Below are 16128 nucleotides of genomic sequence, written 5' to 3'. Positions count from 1 at the left end.
TGCTTTACTCATCTGCATTATATTTATCTGCCCAAAAAAATTTTACTTCCAATGTTCTTTATCTATAGCTTCCCTTCATAAAAATAACTCAGCCAAATAAATCACACCCAATCATTTCCTTAAATAATAAAACAATCACTTTTAAGAATTTATTAAAATCTATCTTCATCAAGTCTGTATAAAATCAGCGTTCTTTCTCCCGGTATGCTGGCGTTATTCCGCGCACCCCTCGCGGTTGGTCAGTCTATTACTGGACAAATTTCGGGTAATCCCGGCCATGTGGCGCCAGGGATGGCTGGCATCCTGTAATCAGACAGATAAGAGATAATATGTTAGATAAAAAAATCATTTATATTGCTGCGATGATGATGTCTTTAAGCGCCTGTACCACCGGAAAAAAAACCGTACCGGTGAAAAGCAGCGCGCCACAGACCGCAAGCGCGATGTCTGCCCCTGCACAACCTGCGCCCACGCCGGTTGAATCGATGAACCAGCTGGCGCCCGTTAGTGAAAATACTAAACTGCGCCTGGAACGCTGTCTCGCCGAAACCAAACACCTTGCCGATATTAATCGTGATAAATACCGGGAACAGATAGACACGCTCTACCGCAGTATAAAAGCTACGCAATATTACGCCTCTATCAGCGGGGATCTGTCCAATATTATGGTCGATACCATCACGCCGCTTTATCAGTTCCGTGTAAACGATGCCTGCAATACGATTTCGCAATCCTTACTGGCCGAACTGAAAAAAGGCGCAGGAATTGCTAAATGAGAGGTGACGGGATGAAGGGAAGAATACAAAGCCATAAGCGTACGCTCTGCATCTTAATAATGCTGGCGCTGAGCGGGCCATCGTCCTGGGCTGCGCAAAACAGCCAGGGAAATGATTTTCTGTCTTCTATTCAGCAAATAGAAGTGAAGCAAATGGACTTCCCGGCCCCCACCCGACGCGCGCAAACGCCGTCGGCGTCACGCGCGCAAATCAACGATCTTCAGCAAGAAATTGCACGCCTGAAAAAACAAATTAAGGCGGCTGAGCAGGAGAAGAAAAGCCTCGGCACGTCGTCAGATCTTAACGCTCAAAATATGCAGTTGTTGAAAGACAACAGCGCGCTGGCAAAAGAAAACGACCGGCTTACCGAGAGCCTGCAAAACGCGCGGCGTGAGCAAGGCGCGACCGCTACGCAGCAGGCGGCACGGATTGAAGTACTGGAGAAAAAAACAGCGCAGCTTCAGGCTGCGCTGACCAGTAAAACCGCAGAACTGGCACAGTTGAACAAAGCCAGCGAGAGTCGCTCCGTCAGTGAAAGCGCCCTCCAAAAACAGATTACTCGTCTTGAACAGGAAAAAGCCGCGCTCGCGGAAAAGAACACACAAAGCACCGCGCGTTTTAACAGCGATATGCAGGCGCTGCGCAATGAACTCAACAAACGTGCCGACGAACTGTTAGCGCTCAAAACAGCGGGCGACAAACGCGCGCAACACGAAAGCGCGCTGCAAAAACAGCTCGCGGAGCTTGCGCAGGAAAAGGCGACGCTTGCGGAACAGAACGCCCGGAATGTGGACGCCCTGAACCAGAAAGCGCAGGCGCTCCAGGCTGAGCTTGATAAACGCGCCACCGAACTCGCTGCGCTCAAACAGGCAGGTGCTGAACATTCACAAAACCAAAGCGCGCTGGAAAAGCAGCTCAAGGAGCTTGCGCAGGAAAAAGCGACGCTTGCGGAACAAAACGCCCGGAAAGTGGACGCCCTGAACCAGAAAGCGCAGGCGCTCCAGGCTGAGCTTGATAAACGCGCCACCGAACTCGCTGTGCTCAAACAGGCAGGTGCTGAGCATTCACAAAACCAAAGCGCGCTGCAAAAGCAGCTCGCGGAGCTTGCGCAGGAAAAGGCGACGCTTGCCCAGGAAAATCGTCTTCTTCAGCAACAAACCAGTACGCTTAGCAAAAAAGATCAGGAAAAACTGCAGAAAACACAGGCAGAACAGACCGCCTTACTGCAGAAGAATCAGGCGGCGCAGGAAGCGCTGAAGGCGCAGATTGTCGCCCTGACTGAAAAACTCAACGCCTCGTCAACGCTTGCCGCAACCACACAGGAGAAAGCCGCCGCGCTTGAGACCGAGCTTGCGCGCGTTAAGGCTAGCCAGAGTGAACAAACGCAGCAGTTGCAAACCCAGCAACAACAGGCCGCACAATTGTCTACGGCGAGGACTGCGCTGAATAAACAGCTCACCGATGCCCAGGCTGAAATCACCACGCTGAAGCAGTCGCTGTCTGACAAAGAAACCCGGTTGCAGCAGTCCGATAAAACGTTGCAGGCCCTTAAAGAAGAAGCGCAGTCTGCTAAAGCGTTAAATACGATCCCGACGACTGACCAGCAAAAAGCGCTCGCTGAGCTAAAACGTGCTAATGAAGAACTCAACACTAAACTGACAAACCTGAGCACCGAAAGCGCCGCGCAAAAAGCCCAGGCAGAAAAAGAGAAAGCGGAACTGCTGGCGCAAACCGAGAAGCTGAAAGCCGACGCGCTGGCGCAGTCTCAAACCCCGGCCGCCATGGAAGTTAGTGCCGCATCGCTTAAAGATAAAGCGAGCAAGCAGTCTTACGCCAACGGTGTCATGTTCTCAAGGCTTGTACAAAAGAGCATGGATCAGATGGCCGATCTCGGCATCAAAACCAATCTCCCGGTGCTAATGACCGGTATTAAAGACGGTCTGGCGCAAAAGGTTGTTATTGAGCCGAAAGCGCTGCTTTCTCTGCATGATGCGCTCTTGAAAGAGCTTTCTGGCCGCGAAGAGAAAAAGTATGAAGCAGGTATTAACCAGCTTGAGAAAATCACCGCACAGAAGAAGCTGCTTAAACGTAATAAATCGCTGTTTTTTATTCAGACCAAAGCGGGCAAAAAAGCTATCTCGCCAGGCGATACGGTGAACGTATCATTCAAAGAAGAGACGCTGGAAGGACGCGTATTAAACAACAATGCGAATGTGCCGGTAACCTATGACGAAAACCTCCCGTATATCTTCCAGCAGGCGCTGGAACTGGGTAAACGGGGTGGCGTGATGGAGGTTTACTGCTTTGCAGGCGATCTCTATAACCCGGACACCATGCCGCCACAGCTCTTTAATTACTCGCTGATGAAGCTGACGGTCACGATAAGCGCCGGGAAATAAAAACGCCGGGGTTACTCCCCGGTTTACTGAAATGCCCCATCACCGACAAATGCCCTGTCACCAACAAGTGAGGCGACGCCGCAATAAACTGCGGCATCGCGTTTCCTACAAGCTACAAGCAGCCCTTTTTCGACCAACAATCACATTTACCAGCCGTTCGTTGCATCTCCAAACGCCATACCATTCGCCATTTCGCCCCCAGCGTGCGACGCCGTTACCGCGCTGTGCGAGAGTTGTTGGAATCGTTACGCTGCGCCAGCCGTTTGCGCGTGTCAAAACCATGACCGTTGAGCATACGCATTGAACGCAAATGGCTGCTTTGATTTCAGCCAAGCGTCGCTGCTGCCAGCGCAAGAAGCTGGTGGACGCGGCGACGCGACGTTACCATAACGGTTTAGCAATTCATTGACAGAGGCTTTATGAAACGTGCCGTTGTGGTCTTCAGCGGGGGCCAGGATTCCACTACCTGCCTGATTCAGGCATTACATCAATACGATGAAGTGCATTGCGTGACGTTTGATTACGGCCAGCGCCATCGTGCGGAGATTGATGTCGCGAGCGCGCTTGCCGCATCACTGGGCGCACGCGCCCACAAAGTGCTGGATGTTACGCTGCTTAACGAACTCGCGGTCAGCAGCCTGACACGCGACAGTATTCCGGTGCCGGATTACGATCCCGATGCCGAAGGGCTACCGAGCACATTCGTACCAGGCCGCAACATTCTCTTTCTGACGCTGGCTTCAATTTATGCGTATCAGGTGCAGGCAGAAGCTGTCATTACCGGCGTATGCGAGACCGATTTCTCAGGCTATCCCGATTGTCGCGACGAGTTTGTCAAAGCGCTGAACCATGCCGTTATGCTCGGCATGGCGCGCGATGTGCGCTTTGAGACGCCCTTAATGTGGCTGAATAAAGCAGAAACCTGGGCGCTGGCAGATTACTGGGACAAGCTGGAGGTGATTCGCCACCAGACGTTGACCTGTTATAACGGCATTCAGGGCGATGGCTGCGGTGAGTGTGCCGCTTGCCATCTGCGGGCAAACGGCCTGAGCCAGTATCAGGCGGACAGACCTGCTATTATGGCTGCGATGAAGCAAAAAACCGGGCTTAAATAGCCAAATTTTTCCCGCTGACGCGTTCGAACTCGCGGGCGTCATGGCTGCAAAAGAGCGTCACGCCCGCGTGAGTATCAGCGGAGAGAATTCGCAGGCGTTTTTGGTTCGCAAGCCGTGCGGCTTTGTCTTTTTGCATCATCCACTGATAAAAACGCAGGCCCGGCGTACAGTGTGGGTCGCTCGCCATTTCATCCCGATAAAACCAGGCATCGCCCCCGTGCAGCATCCAGCTGTGCGGCGTATCGATCGCTACCCCCGCATGGCCTTCGGTATGTCCCGGCAGCGGTATCAACAGAATTTCCGGCGGCAGTCCATCAAGCGAGCGCACCGCGCTAAAGCCAAACCACGGCTCACCATGCGCCTGGTAACCGTGCCAGCCAGACTGATTACCCCACTGCCCCGGACGATAGCGCGCGCCATCAAGCCAAGTACGCCGCGCGTCAGCTGCCGTCATCTCCTGCTGCATCAGATGTACCTGCGCATGAGGAAAATCGCTGATCCCGCCCGCATGGTCGAAATCAAGATGTGTTAAAACGATATGCCGCACATCCTCTGCCTTAAAGCCGAGCGCCTTAATTTGATGCAATGCCGTTAATGATTCCCGGTACTGAATATTATTCAGTGCCCTAAAGAAGAGAGGTAATCGTCGCCCCGGATGACGCATATCGTCGCAGCCAAAGCCGGTATCCACCAACACCAGGCCATGGTTTTGCGTTTCAATCAGCAGGCAATGGCAAATAAGATGCGCGTGTAGCCCTTTGCTGAAGCCATCGTACAGCGCGCCGCCCAAAGGACACATACAACCGCAATTCAGATGGTGTACTCGCATAGCCTCTCCTTTGTTGCGCAGTGTTGTGAAAATTAACGATCGGTTTGAAGTATAAACCCCACTGCAGGATCTGAGCTGATGGGAGAGCACCGGAAAAACAAACAAAATGAAGTCGATTATTTCTGCGGGCAGAGGGAATATGATTGCCGCTCTTACTGCAAATATTGTTGGCCCCTTTATCCCCGCTGGTGCGGGGAACGCGCTAATTACAACCTATTGTTTTTATTCAGCTTCTATAAGGACCATATTCTACCAACGTTTTGATAACACTCCAATTTGTTAAAGAACGCCTGGGCTCTTGATTTTAAACATGTTTTTTGTACCGCAGGTAAAGCGGTAACATTTACCAGATTGTTTGCTATAGAGCGTAAAAATTCCATGCGCAGAAATACTATTGTAGCCAGTGCGGAATTTACCCTGTGATATTTTCCAGTTTTTCACGCAATTCGCCTTCAATCGGTAGCGCTTTCTGCGTTTTAAGGTCAATACAAACAAAAGTAATAAGCGCATCGGCGACAACCTCACCTTCAGGCTCAAGCGTAATAACCTGACTCAGGACACCGCTTTTACCGTTTAACTGTTTTACCTGACTTGTGACAGTCAGCAGGTCACCAAGCACAGCGGGTCGTCGATAGTTAATGTTGATATTGGCCACGATGAAAGCGATGTTATGCGCCATCATCCATTTAAAACTTTCGTCGTTTTCCAGCCCGTCCCAGCGAGCTTCTTCCAGAAATTCCAGATAACGCGCGTTGTTCACATGCTGATAAACATCCATGTGGTAACCGCGCACTTTTATTTGAGTCTGCATAGCGCTTAAACCTTTTCTTTTTGTAATGGATACAGTGTGGTTATAAAAAAGAGGTCACACCACTGGTATGACCTCTTTAGCATGGCAAAGTTTTTCAACTCTGCAAGCGGTAATGTTTAAGGATTAGAGGCGGATCCGGGAAAGATTACGCTCCACCAGTGAATTCCCCATCCCTGGCACCTGCTTTAAATCCTCAATAGATTTAAACGGGCCATATTCTTCACGGTAGCTGACAATAGACTGCGCTTTCTTTTTACCGACACCATTCATTGCCTGCGCGAGCTCGTCTGCCGTCGCCGTGTTAATGCTTACGGTTTCCTCGACGTTTTCTGTCACGCTTTCCGGTTTCGCCTGCGCTGCAGCGGCGGCTGGTTTTTCCTTCTGTTCCGCCTGAATTTTTCCTGCTGATGGTGTCGCAGAAGCCGTTGTGCCAAAAGCGCCGCCAGCCAGCGCGACGGCAAGACAAAAGATTTTGATTCCACGTTTCATGCTGTGATCTCCTTATTTGTTAACAGCGTGGCCAGCTTAAAGGGAGAGAATTTTTGGCTCAAACACCGGTTTTTAAAAATGGAAAAGGCCGCGAAAGCGGCCTTTGGAGATTGCAGTAAATTGCAAAAAATGTGCGAGGTGTCTCGTTACTGCTGCTGCGAAGTACTCGCATCACCCAGTTTGATTTTGGCTTCTTTACGCAGACCGGCCAGCAGGGCTTCGAAAGCCACTTCCGCGTTATTTTCGGTAAGACGCTCCGTCATTACTTTTTTCTGTGCTTCAGGCATTGAACCGCTACGCACTTCGTCGAGCGCCAGCAGGGCAACGTTGCCCTGCATGTCATTCCCAATGCCATAGCTCGGCTTATCTTTCGCCGGCAGTGGCAGTGCGAAGACAGGTTGAGTCAGCGTATCCTGCGTGATGCGCTCGAATGTTTTCGGCGGGCTAAAAGAAATACCTGCCGTTTTCAGCGCTTCATCACCTTTGCCCGCTTTCAGCGCGCTCAGCAATTTTTGCGCCTCTTCATTGGCCTGTTTAAGCGCCTTCTCATGTTTTACCAGTGCCGAAACTTGATCTTTCACTTCGGCGAGCGGTTTTTCCGCCTGCGGTTTGTGATCGGTAATACGCACCACGAACGCACGATCGCCTTCAACGCTGATAATGTCGGAGTTGCTGCCCGGCGTACCATCCTGACCCAGCAAATTACCGCCGAACAGCGCGTCGGTGACCGGTTTGAAGTTAAGCTCTTGTGGCACAGCGTCCCGGCTGAACCAGCCCGTCTCAACGGCTTTAACACCCGATGCTTTTTCTGCGCTCGCCAGTGACTCGTTATCATTGTTCGCCGCATCACTCACTTTGCGCTGCAGGGCGAAGAAGGCGTCCAGCGCTTTTTCCTGCTTCACTTTGGCGCTGATGTCGTTGTGCACTTCAGAGAGCGGCTTCACTTTCGCCGGCTCAATGTCATCAAGACGCACAATCAGGAAGCCCACCGAAGATTTGATGACGCCAGAAAGCTGGCCTTTTTCTTTCAGACCGGCATTTTTGAACTCTTCCGGCGTGGTGCCTGGCTCCAGCCAGCCCATGTCGCCGCCGTTGCGGGCAGTGATGACATCAACCGATTTCTCTTTCGCAAGAGTCGCGAAATCAGCGCCCTGCTTGAGTTGCGCCAGTACGGCATTCGCATCGGCTTCGGTTTTGGTCTGGATCAGACTGTAGCGGTTGCGCTGCGGCTGACCGAATTCATCCTGATGTTTGTCGTAGTACGCCTGAATCTCTTCTTCGCTCGCGTTCTCATCAAGCGTTGCGGCATCAAGCTTGATGTAGCTTACGCGGAACTGCTCAGGTGACATGAAGTTGTTGGTATGCTGCTGATAATAATTTTGGATTTCCTGCTCGGAAACCTGCTGCTTCTGGGCCAGCGCATCGACCGAAATTGTGGCGGTACGCACCTGGCGCTCTTGCGAGAGCAGCGCTGCGAACTGATCGCTTTCGCCCGGCAGAATGAAATCGCTGCCCATGACCGCCTTGACCAGTTGATCAGTCGTGAGCTGATTACGTAAGGCCTGCACATATTGATCGGCATTCATCCCCATGCTGGTGATGATGGCGTTATAGCGTGCGTTATCGAATTTGCCGTCGTTCTGGAATGCCGGGTTTTTGAAAATCGCCTGACGAACCTGCTCATCGCTGATCTCCAGGTGCAGCGAACGCGCGTACTGGTTGATGAGCGCTTCGTCAATCAGCCCCTGCAACGCGCGCTGGCGCAGCTCAGCCATGTATTGCTCATTAGACGCAAGTTCAGAGAAACGATCGCCTAATCGTCTCTCAAGGTTGCTGCGCTCGTTGTTGAACGCATTTTCAAGCTGGGTCCGACTGATTTCCTGGTCGTTAACTTTCGCGGCATAGTTGCTGTTACCGCCAATCAGGTAGTTACTCACGCCAGTCAAAATGAATGACAGGATAATCAAACCCAGAATGATCTTGAGCACGACGTGATTCGCCGCCGCGCGTAAATTGTCCATCATGGTGTAACAACACTCCGCTGTAGAATGACAGGTGGAACTCACACAGAAACATGACGGCTTCCGCCGAGCCGCTGCGCGCAAAGGCGTATTGTGACAAGAAACCGGGGCGGTTGTCAGCCCATATCCGCAGATAAGGCTTCCAGAAATAAAAAAGGCACATCTGACGATGCGCCTTATTTTTTATCCCACGGCTGCGATAACGCCAGCCACAGGATCAGTTAACCGCGTCTTTCAGCGCTTTACCAGCACGGAAACCCGGAACTTTCGCAGCCGCGATGGTGATTTCCTTGCCAGTCTGTGGGTTGCGGCCGGTGCGGGCAGCGCGATCACGAACAGCAAAAGTACCAAAGCCAACCAGAGCTACTTCTTCCCCAGACTGCAGAGATTCGGTAACAGAATCAATCAAAGCATCTAACGCACGTCCAGCCGCTGCTTTAGAAATATCGGCACCTGCGGCAATTTTGTCTATCAGTTGAGATTTATTCACTCTTCTCTTCCTCTCTTTATATTTTATATCGCACCGGAGTCCTTCGCGACGCGACCGCGCAGCAGTTATAACAGTCCTCTCATGCCCTTACAACAAGAGTTGTTGATGGCACCCCGGACCGGCAATCTAAATTAGCTATACAAAAAAAGGCTGGCAAGTGCGAAAGCACTCGCCAGCCCTGTTTTTCTCAGCGCGCTTGCGTCAGGTCACTATTTTGCAGTCGCAACCTGCATACCGTACGGCGCATTCTGCAGTGCCAGGTTCAGCACTTCTTCAATACGCTTAACCGGATGGATATCCAGATCGGCAATAACGTTCTCCGGGATTTCTTCAAGATCGCGCTTATTTTCATCCGGGATCAGCACAGTTTTAATGCCGCCGCGATGCGCCGCCAGCAGTTTCTCTTTAAGACCACCGATCGGCAAAACCTGACCGCGCAGCGTAATTTCGCCGGTCATGGCAACATCTGCGCGAACCGGGTTGCCGGTCAGGCAAGAAACCAGTGCGGTACACATTGCGATACCTGCGCTCGGACCATCTTTCGGCGTCGCACCTTCCGGAACGTGAACGTGAATATCACGTTTTTCGTAGAAGTCGCCGTTGATGCCCAGTTTTTCGGCACGGGCGCGAACCACGGTTAACGCCGCCTGGATAGATTCCTGCATGACTTCACCAAGAGAACCGGTATAAGTCAATTTGCCTTTACCCGGCACGCAGGCGGTTTCGATGGTCAGCAAGTCGCCGCCCACTTCTGTCCATGCAAGCCCTGTTACCTGCCCTACACGGTTTTCGCTGTCGGCACGACCATAGTCAAAGCGCTGAACGCCCAGGAAATCTTTCAGATTTTCACCGGTGATTTCGATGCGCTTGAGCGATTTATCCAGCAGCAGCTGTTTAACCGCTTTACGGCACAGTTTAGAGATTTCACGTTCAAGGCTACGTACGCCCGCTTCCCGGGTGTAGTAACGGATGATGCCGATGATGGCGCTATCATCCACGTTGATCTCGTTTTCTTTCAGCGCATTACGCTCGATTTGCTTCGGCAGCAGGTGGCGTTTCGCAATATTAAGTTTTTCATCTTCCGTATAACCGGACAGACGAATGACTTCCATACGATCCAGCAGCGGTGCCGGGATATTCATGGAGTTGGACGTAGCGACAAACATGACGTCGCTTAAGTCATAATCCACTTCCAGATAGTGGTCGTTGAACGCCACGTTCTGTTCCGGGTCGAGGACTTCCAGCAGCGCAGAAGCTGGATCGCCACGCATGTCAGAAGACATTTTGTCGATCTCATCGAGCAGGAACAGCGGGTTTTTCACGCCCACTTTCGCCATTTTCTGAATAAGCTTACCTGGCATAGAGCCAATGTAAGTCCGGCGATGACCGCGAATTTCCGCTTCGTCACGTACGCCGCCCAGCGCCATACGGACATATTTACGGCCGGTCGCTTTCGCGATGGACTGTCCGAGCGAGGTTTTACCTACCCCCGGCGGCCCGACCAGGCAGAGGATCGGCCCTTTGATTTTGTTTACACGGCTCTGGACAGCAAGATATTCCAGAATGCGGTCTTTGACACGCTCAAGGCCATAGTGGTCGGTATCCAGAATCTCCTGGGCCTGGCGCAGATCTTTTTTCACTTTGCTGCGCGCGTTCCACGGCACCTGAACCATCCAGTCGATGTAGCCGCGCACCACAGTAGCCTCGGCAGACATCGGGGACATCATTTTCAGCTTCTGAAGCTCGGCCTCGGCTTTTTCTTTCGCCTCTTTCGGCATTTTCGCCGCGTCAATTTTGCGCTTCAGGGCTTCGTTTTCGTCCGGCGCGTCGTCCATCTCGCCGAGCTCTTTCTGAATAGCTTTCATTTGCTCGTTCAGATAGTACTCGCGCTGGCTTTTTTCCATCTGTTTTTTGACGCGGTTACGGATCCGTTTTTCAACCTGCAACAGGTCGATTTCCGATTCCATCATCGCCATCAGGTATTCCAGACGCTCGTTGATGTCGGACATTTCGAGCACAGACTGTTTGTCACTGAGTTTCAGCGGCATGTGCGCGGCAATGGTATCCGCAAGACGCGCAGGATCGTCGATGCTGTTAAGCGACGTCAGCACTTCTGGCGGGATTTTCTTATTAAGCTTTATGTAACCTTCAAACTGGCTGATGGCGGTGCGGACCAGCACTTCCTGCTCGCGCTCATCAATGGCCGGCGATTCCAGGTATTCAGCTTTCGCGGCGAAGTGGTCGCCATTGTCAGAAAGCGTGGTGATACGTGCGCGCTGTAAACCTTCGACCAGTACTTTTACGGTACCGTCCGGCAGCTTCAGCATCTGCAAAATAGAGGCCACGGTCCCGACAGTAAACAGATCGTTGACGCCCGGCTCATCCGTTGAGGCTTCTTTCTGCGCTACCAGCATGACTTTCTTGTCATTATCCATGGCGGCTTCAAGGCAACGAATAGACTTTTCCCGTCCCACAAACAAGGGGATAACCATGTGCGGATAAACCACCACATCGCGCAATGGCAATACGGGGATTTCAATGCGTTCAGAACGCTCAGGATTCATAGAGCTCTCTCTTAGTTTAGTTTCCGCCTGGTGATGGGGCGCATGTGAACGCACTTCACGGCATCACCAATAAGTAAATCAGTATATGGGGATGTTTCCCGCACATTCAACGGCACGGATGCAGGAAAAATAAATGGGGGAAATAATCCCCCATTTATTGTTAACTGATTGTCGAAACTGGCGAATTATTCGCCGGATGCCTGCTGGGCTTCCGGCTTGCCGTAAATCAGCAGCGGTTCACTCTGACCGGCAATGACCGACTCATCGATGACCACTTTTTCAACGTCTTCCATGGACGGCAGATCGTACATGGTTTCAAGTAGCGCGGCCTCGACGATAGAGCGCAGACCACGCGCGCCGGTTTTACGGGACATCGCTTTTTTCGCGATAGCTTCCAGAGCTTCGTCGCGGAACTCCAGTTCCACGCCTTCCAGGTTGAACAGTGCCTGATACTGCTTGGTCAGCGCATTTTTCGGTTCTTTAAGGATCTGGATCAGCGCGTCTTCGCTCAGTTCATTCAGCGTCGCGACAACAGGCAGACGACCGATGAATTCCGGAATCAGACCAAACTTGATCAAATCTTCCGGCTCAACCTGAGAAAGCAGTTCGCCTTCGGTCGCTTTCTGAGATTTACCTTTTACTGTCGCACCAAAACCAATGCCGGAGCCGGTTTCAACACGGTTAGCGATAACTTTGTCCAGACCAGCGAACGCGCCACCACAGATAAAGAGAATCTTGGAAGTATCAACCTGCAAGAACTCCTGTTGCGGATGCTTACGGCCACCCTGCGGCGGAACGGCTGCCACGGTGCCTTCGATCAGTTTCAGCAGAGCTTGCTGAACACCTTCGCCGGACACATCACGGGTGATAGACGGGTTATCGGATTTACGTGAAATTTTATCAATTTCATCGATATAAACGATACCGCGCTGCGCTTTCTGAACGTCGTAATCACATTTCTGCAGCAGCTTCTGGATAATGTTTTCCACGTCTTCGCCCACGTAACCAGCTTCGGTCAGCGTTGTGGCGTCCGCCATGGTAAACGGTACATCCAGCAGGCGCGCCAGCGTTTCCGCCAGCAACGTTTTACCACTACCGGTTGGGCCAATCAGCAGAATGTTACTTTTGCCAAGCTCAACGCCATTAGAAGTATCGCCATTGCGCAGACGTTTGTAGTGGTTATAAACCGCGACTGCCAGCACCTTCTTCGCCTTTTCCTGACCGATTACGTAATCGTCAAGATGGTGGCGAATTTCATGTGGCGTCGGCAGAGCGCTGCGTTCACGGTGCGGAGCCACTTCTTTTATCTCTTCGCGAATAATGTCGTTACACAAATCGACACACTCGTCGCAGATATACACGGACGGCCCGGCAATCAGCTTGCGCACTTCATGCTGGCTTTTGCCGCAAAAAGAGCAGTACAACAGTTTGCCTGAGCTGTCTTTGCGCTTATCTGTCATGAGTCAAAACCTCTTTTCTGTTCTTAGTGCCGCACGCGACAACGCCATACCCGTACCAGCGCCTGCCGCCAGGATGCAGAGAGCCGCCTCTTTATTATAGCGGCCCTTGCGTGGCGGGCATCAGTTACGATGGGTCATGATGGAGTCAACCAGACCATACTCTACTGCTTCACTTGCAGAGAGGAAACGGTCGCGCTCTGTGTCTCTCTCGATTTGTTCAAGAGGCTGGCCCGTATGTTGTGCCATCAATTCGTTCATGCGTGCTTTCACTTTCAGGATTTCGCGGGCGTGGATTTCGATGTCCGTCGCCTGCCCCTGGTAGCCGCCCAGCGGCTGATGGATCATTACGCGCGAGTTGGGCAGGCAAAAACGCTTACCTTTCGTACCCGCGGTCAGCAGGAAGGCGCCCATTGACGCGGCCTGGCCCATACAAATGGTGCTGACGTCAGGCTGAATAAACTGCATGGTGTCGTAGATAGACATCCCGGCGGTGATAACCCCACCCGGCGAGTTGATATAAAGATAGATGTCTTTTTCTGGGTTTTCCGCTTCCAGAAACAACATCTGCGCAACAATCAGGTTGGCCATCTGGTCTTCGACCTGGCCGGTCAGAAAAATGATACGTTCCTTGAGCAGACGGGAGAAAATATCGTAAGAACGCTCGCCGCGCGAGGTCTGTTCAACAACCATCGGCACCAAAGCCATATGGGGTGCAAATTGATCACGTTCGTCACTGTATGACATATCCGTCTCCTGGATAAATATTCTGAGTAACCTGCTGCACTGATTCTACTTGAGACCGTTCAGGATGACTACGCTCCTGCCGGTAAACACCTTACGGACGGATTATCAGTCAGTCGTTCACTTTTTTACTGTTTCATTAATGGGGATAATGATGCCCTGTTTCAAGCATAACAATCTTTTGCTGTTACGCTAACACCGAAACACCCCTTACCCGCCATTTCTGGGTAGGAAAAGTGACAAAAAAGCCCGTCACCCTGCGGTGACGGGCCCATGTGCCTCGTCGTGAAACGATGAAAGGGCTTACGCCTGCTGGTTCATCAGTTCGTTGAAAGAGGTCGGTTTCTCGGTTACTTTCGCTTTCGCGAGTACCGCTTCAACCGCTTGCTCTTCCAGCGCCACGTTTCGCATGTTGTCCATCAGCTCGTTGTTCTTGCTGTAGAACTCGATAACTTCTGACGGATCTTCGTAAGCGGAAGCCATCTCTTCGATAAGCGCTTTCACACGGTCTTCGTCAGCTTTCAGTTCGTGGGTACGAATTACTTCGCCCAGCAGCAGACCGACAACCACGCGACGTTTAGCCTGTTCTTCGAACAGTTCGCGCGGCAGTTCCAGAGCCTGTTTTTCGTTACCGCCGAAACGCTGTGCAGCCTGGCGGCGCAGAACGTCGATTTCGCCGTCAATCAGTGCTGCCGGAACGTCGATGTTATTCGCGTTCACCAGACCTTCGATAGCCTGAGACTTGATGCGGTTACGCACAGCGCCTTTCAGTTCGCGCTCCATGTTTTTACGCACTTCAGTACGCAGACCTGCAACAGAACCATCTTCAACGCCGAAACGCTTGATGAATTCTTCGGTCAGTTCCGGCAGTTCGCGCTCTTCAACTTTTTTCAGGTTGATGACGAATTTCGCTGCTTTACCTTTCAGGTTTTCAGCGTGGTACTCTTCCGGGAAGGTCACGTCGATGGTGAATTCTTCACCCGCTTTGTGGCCTTTAACGCCTTCTTCAAAGCCCGGGATCATGCGGCCCTGGCCCATCGCCAGTACGAAGTCGGTCGCTTTGCCGCCTTCAAACTCTTCGCCGTCTACAGAACCGGTGAAGTCGATGGTGACACGGTCTTCCGCGTCAGCGGCGCCGTCTTTGTCTTTCCAGGTCGCCTGCTGCTTACGCAGGGTGTCCAGCATGGTATCTACGTCAGCGTCGGTCACTTGAACAACCGGCTTTTCCACTTCGATAGAATCCAGGCCTTGCAGCTCAACTTCCGGGTACACTTCGAACTCTACTGCGTAGGTGAAGTCTTCGCCCAGTTTGTACTCGCCCGGAACATAGTTCGGCGCGCCAGCCGGATTGATTTTTTCTTTGATGATGGCGTCAACAAAGTGACGGCTCATCAGATCGCCCAGCACATCCTGACGCACAGATGCGCCATAACGCTGAGCAACAACATTCATCGGTACTTTGCCTTTGCGAAAGCCGTCGATACGCACTTTCTTTGCCACGTTGACCAGCTCGCTTTTTACAGCGTTCTCGATGCTGTCAGCAGCGATAGTAATCGTTACACGGCGCCCAAGGCCCTGAGTGGTTTCAACTGAAACTTGCATCTTGTTACCTCAAAAAATCACAGTGCTCGGTCAACTCTGGAAGCCCTATGGTATTCGCTTCGCAGAACCGGGACGTCTTCTTTAGAAGAAACACTATCCCTGTCGCCAGAATCGTCCCGAAGACATTCCGAAAAATAAGACGCAGCATTATAGCGGCATCCCCTTGGGGAGTCGAGAAAAGCCAGCCGAGGCATTGCGGCACTTTTCACACTTCCCGGCAAATTTACGACTGAAAAGTGCACATCGCGCACAAAATCCAGGCAAAACAAAAACGGCCACGCAGGCCGTTTCGTTTTATTACCGCTGGCGCAACATACTGGAAAAGCTTCCGCCGTTGCAACTGTGATTCATCAGGCCAGCGTGCCAGCACCCCGACAGGCTGGAGAAGGCAGGACCGTATCCTGAAGCCCTTCCCACTCTTTCAGCGTATAGGTATGCAGCGCCAGCGCATGGACGGTCGAGGCCAGTTCTTCGCTAAGGATGCCGTAAATCAGGCGATGGCGATTTAAAAAACGCTCGCCGACGAAGCGATCGCTGACCAGCACAACTTTGAAATGGCTTTCAGAGCCGGCAGGCACGTTATGACGATAGCTTTCATCTATCACATCCAGAAAGACAGGCTCAAAGGCCGCCTTCAGTTTTTCTTCGATCTGCTCGCGTATCATCATAAGACTCTCCTCGACAACGCTGCGATGGGCAGCCATCACTTTAAAGGTTAGCCGCTTTTACCGTTTCCATTGTCAAAAAACAACACAATTTTAACTTTTGCAACCGTTACGTTTTATGCCTCGCCCAGCAACGAAGAGCGCCTTAATAACGGCAATTTCTGAC

At 51.9% G+C, this 16128-nt stretch carries 13 protein-coding genes; 3 read left to right on the top strand and 10 right to left on the bottom strand.

What is annotated here, in order from left to right; genetic code table 11:
• Positions 1-329 precede the first annotated feature (329 nt).
• The 3 genes from AFK62_RS05175 to queC all read left to right on the top strand — a co-directional run bounded on the left by AFK62_RS05175 (position 330) and on the right by queC (position 4290).
• Positions 330-776 (top strand): hypothetical protein, encoded by a 447-nt coding sequence (locus AFK62_RS05175; protein ID WP_053531753.1) that lies wholly within the window; start codon positions 330-332, stop codon positions 774-776.
• Between the two features lie 11 nt (positions 777-787).
• The gene (locus AFK62_RS22775) at positions 788-3175 is read left to right on the top strand and encodes a coiled-coil domain-containing protein (RefSeq protein WP_007673766.1); all 2388 of its coding nucleotides are present in this window, start codon (positions 788-790) and stop codon (positions 3173-3175) included.
• 419 nt (positions 3176-3594) lie between these two features.
• On the top strand, positions 3595-4290 hold the full coding sequence (gene queC / locus AFK62_RS05165) for a 7-cyano-7-deazaguanine synthase QueC (RefSeq protein WP_007673768.1): 696 nt from the start codon (positions 3595-3597) through the stop codon (positions 4288-4290).
• On the opposite strand, the gene AFK62_RS05160 is transcribed toward queC, so the two are convergent.
• The 10 genes from AFK62_RS05160 to bolA form a co-directional block, all read right to left on the bottom strand.
• Complete coding sequence (locus AFK62_RS05160; RefSeq protein WP_032984456.1) at positions 4283-5119, bottom strand: MBL fold metallo-hydrolase; 837 nt, start codon at positions 5117-5119, stop codon at positions 4283-4285. The two genes, queC and AFK62_RS05160, sit on opposite strands and share 8 nt — an antisense overlap.
• Positions 5120-5531: 412 nt before the next feature.
• Positions 5532-5930: a YbgC/FadM family acyl-CoA thioesterase gene (locus AFK62_RS05155; protein ID WP_007673794.1), complete on the bottom strand. Its 399-nt coding sequence runs from the start codon at positions 5928-5930 to the stop codon at positions 5532-5534.
• A gap of 123 nt (positions 5931-6053) precedes the next feature.
• The gene (locus AFK62_RS05150; protein WP_007673797.1) at positions 6054-6419 is read right to left on the bottom strand and encodes a helix-hairpin-helix domain-containing protein; all 366 of its coding nucleotides are present in this window, start codon (positions 6417-6419) and stop codon (positions 6054-6056) included.
• Positions 6420-6565: 146 nt separating this feature from the next.
• Positions 6566-8443: a peptidylprolyl isomerase gene (gene ppiD, locus AFK62_RS05145; protein ID WP_053531752.1), complete on the bottom strand. Its 1878-nt coding sequence runs from the start codon at positions 8441-8443 to the stop codon at positions 6566-6568.
• Positions 8444-8657: 214 nt separating this feature from the next.
• On the bottom strand, positions 8658-8930 hold the full coding sequence (gene hupB, locus AFK62_RS05140; protein ID WP_007673808.1) for a nucleoid-associated protein HU-beta: 273 nt from the start codon (positions 8928-8930) through the stop codon (positions 8658-8660).
• Positions 8931-9139: 209 nt separating this feature from the next.
• Positions 9140-11494, bottom strand: coding sequence for an endopeptidase La (gene lon / locus AFK62_RS05135; protein ID WP_007673810.1), 2355 nt, complete (start codon positions 11492-11494; stop codon positions 9140-9142).
• Between the two features lie 185 nt (positions 11495-11679).
• Entirely contained in the window at positions 11680-12954 is a 1275-nt protein-coding gene (clpX, locus tag AFK62_RS05130) for an ATP-dependent protease ATP-binding subunit ClpX (RefSeq protein ID WP_053531750.1), read from the bottom strand.
• 120 nt (positions 12955-13074) lie between these two features.
• A complete protein-coding gene (clpP, locus tag AFK62_RS05125) occupies positions 13075-13698 on the bottom strand; it encodes an ATP-dependent Clp endopeptidase proteolytic subunit ClpP (RefSeq protein WP_032984457.1) in 624 nt (207 codons plus the stop codon).
• A 300-nt stretch (positions 13699-13998) separates the two neighbouring features.
• Positions 13999-15297 carry a trigger factor gene (gene tig, locus AFK62_RS05120; protein WP_007673826.1) on the bottom strand — a complete coding sequence of 433 codons (1299 nt, stop codon included), beginning with the start codon at positions 15295-15297 and terminating at the stop codon, positions 13999-14001.
• Positions 15298-15647: 350 nt separating this feature from the next.
• Positions 15648-15965, bottom strand: a complete 318-nt coding sequence (gene bolA / locus AFK62_RS05115) for a transcriptional regulator BolA (protein ID WP_007673840.1) — start codon at positions 15963-15965, stop codon at positions 15648-15650.
• Positions 15966-16128 lie beyond the last annotated feature (163 nt).

The organism is Cronobacter condimenti 1330 (assembly GCF_001277255.1).
GTDB lineage: Bacteria > Pseudomonadota > Gammaproteobacteria > Enterobacterales > Enterobacteriaceae > Cronobacter > Cronobacter condimenti.
This window is presented reverse-complemented; position numbering and strand designations above follow the sequence as displayed.

Excerpts from the sequence above, each read along its gene's own strand:
- AFK62_RS05175 (WP_053531753.1), top strand. The coding sequence starts at position 330 with ATGTTAGATAAAAAAATCATTTATATTGCTGCGATGATGATGTCTTTA.
- AFK62_RS22775 (WP_007673766.1), top strand. The coding sequence starts at position 788 with ATGAAGGGAAGAATACAAAGCCATAAGCGTACGCTCTGCATCTTAATA.
- queC (WP_007673768.1), top strand. The coding sequence starts at position 3,595 with ATGAAACGTGCCGTTGTGGTCTTCAGCGGGGGCCAGGATTCCACTACC.
- AFK62_RS05160 (WP_032984456.1), bottom strand. The coding sequence starts at position 5,119 with ATGCGAGTACACCATCTGAATTGCGGTTGTATGTGTCCTTTGGGCGGC.
- AFK62_RS05155 (WP_007673794.1), bottom strand. The coding sequence starts at position 5,930 with ATGCAGACTCAAATAAAAGTGCGCGGTTACCACATGGATGTTTATCAG.
- AFK62_RS05150 (WP_007673797.1), bottom strand. The coding sequence starts at position 6,419 with ATGAAACGTGGAATCAAAATCTTTTGTCTTGCCGTCGCGCTGGCTGGC.
- ppiD (WP_053531752.1), bottom strand. The coding sequence starts at position 8,443 with ATGATGGACAATTTACGCGCGGCGGCGAATCACGTCGTGCTCAAGATC.
- lon (WP_007673810.1), bottom strand. The coding sequence starts at position 11,494 with ATGAATCCTGAGCGTTCTGAACGCATTGAAATCCCCGTATTGCCATTG.
- clpX (WP_053531750.1), bottom strand. The coding sequence starts at position 12,954 with ATGACAGATAAGCGCAAAGACAGCTCAGGCAAACTGTTGTACTGCTCT.
- clpP (WP_032984457.1), bottom strand. The coding sequence starts at position 13,698 with ATGTCATACAGTGACGAACGTGATCAATTTGCACCCCATATGGCTTTG.
- tig (WP_007673826.1), bottom strand. The coding sequence starts at position 15,297 with ATGCAAGTTTCAGTTGAAACCACTCAGGGCCTTGGGCGCCGTGTAACG.
- bolA (WP_007673840.1), bottom strand. The coding sequence starts at position 15,965 with ATGATGATACGCGAGCAGATCGAAGAAAAACTGAAGGCGGCCTTTGAG.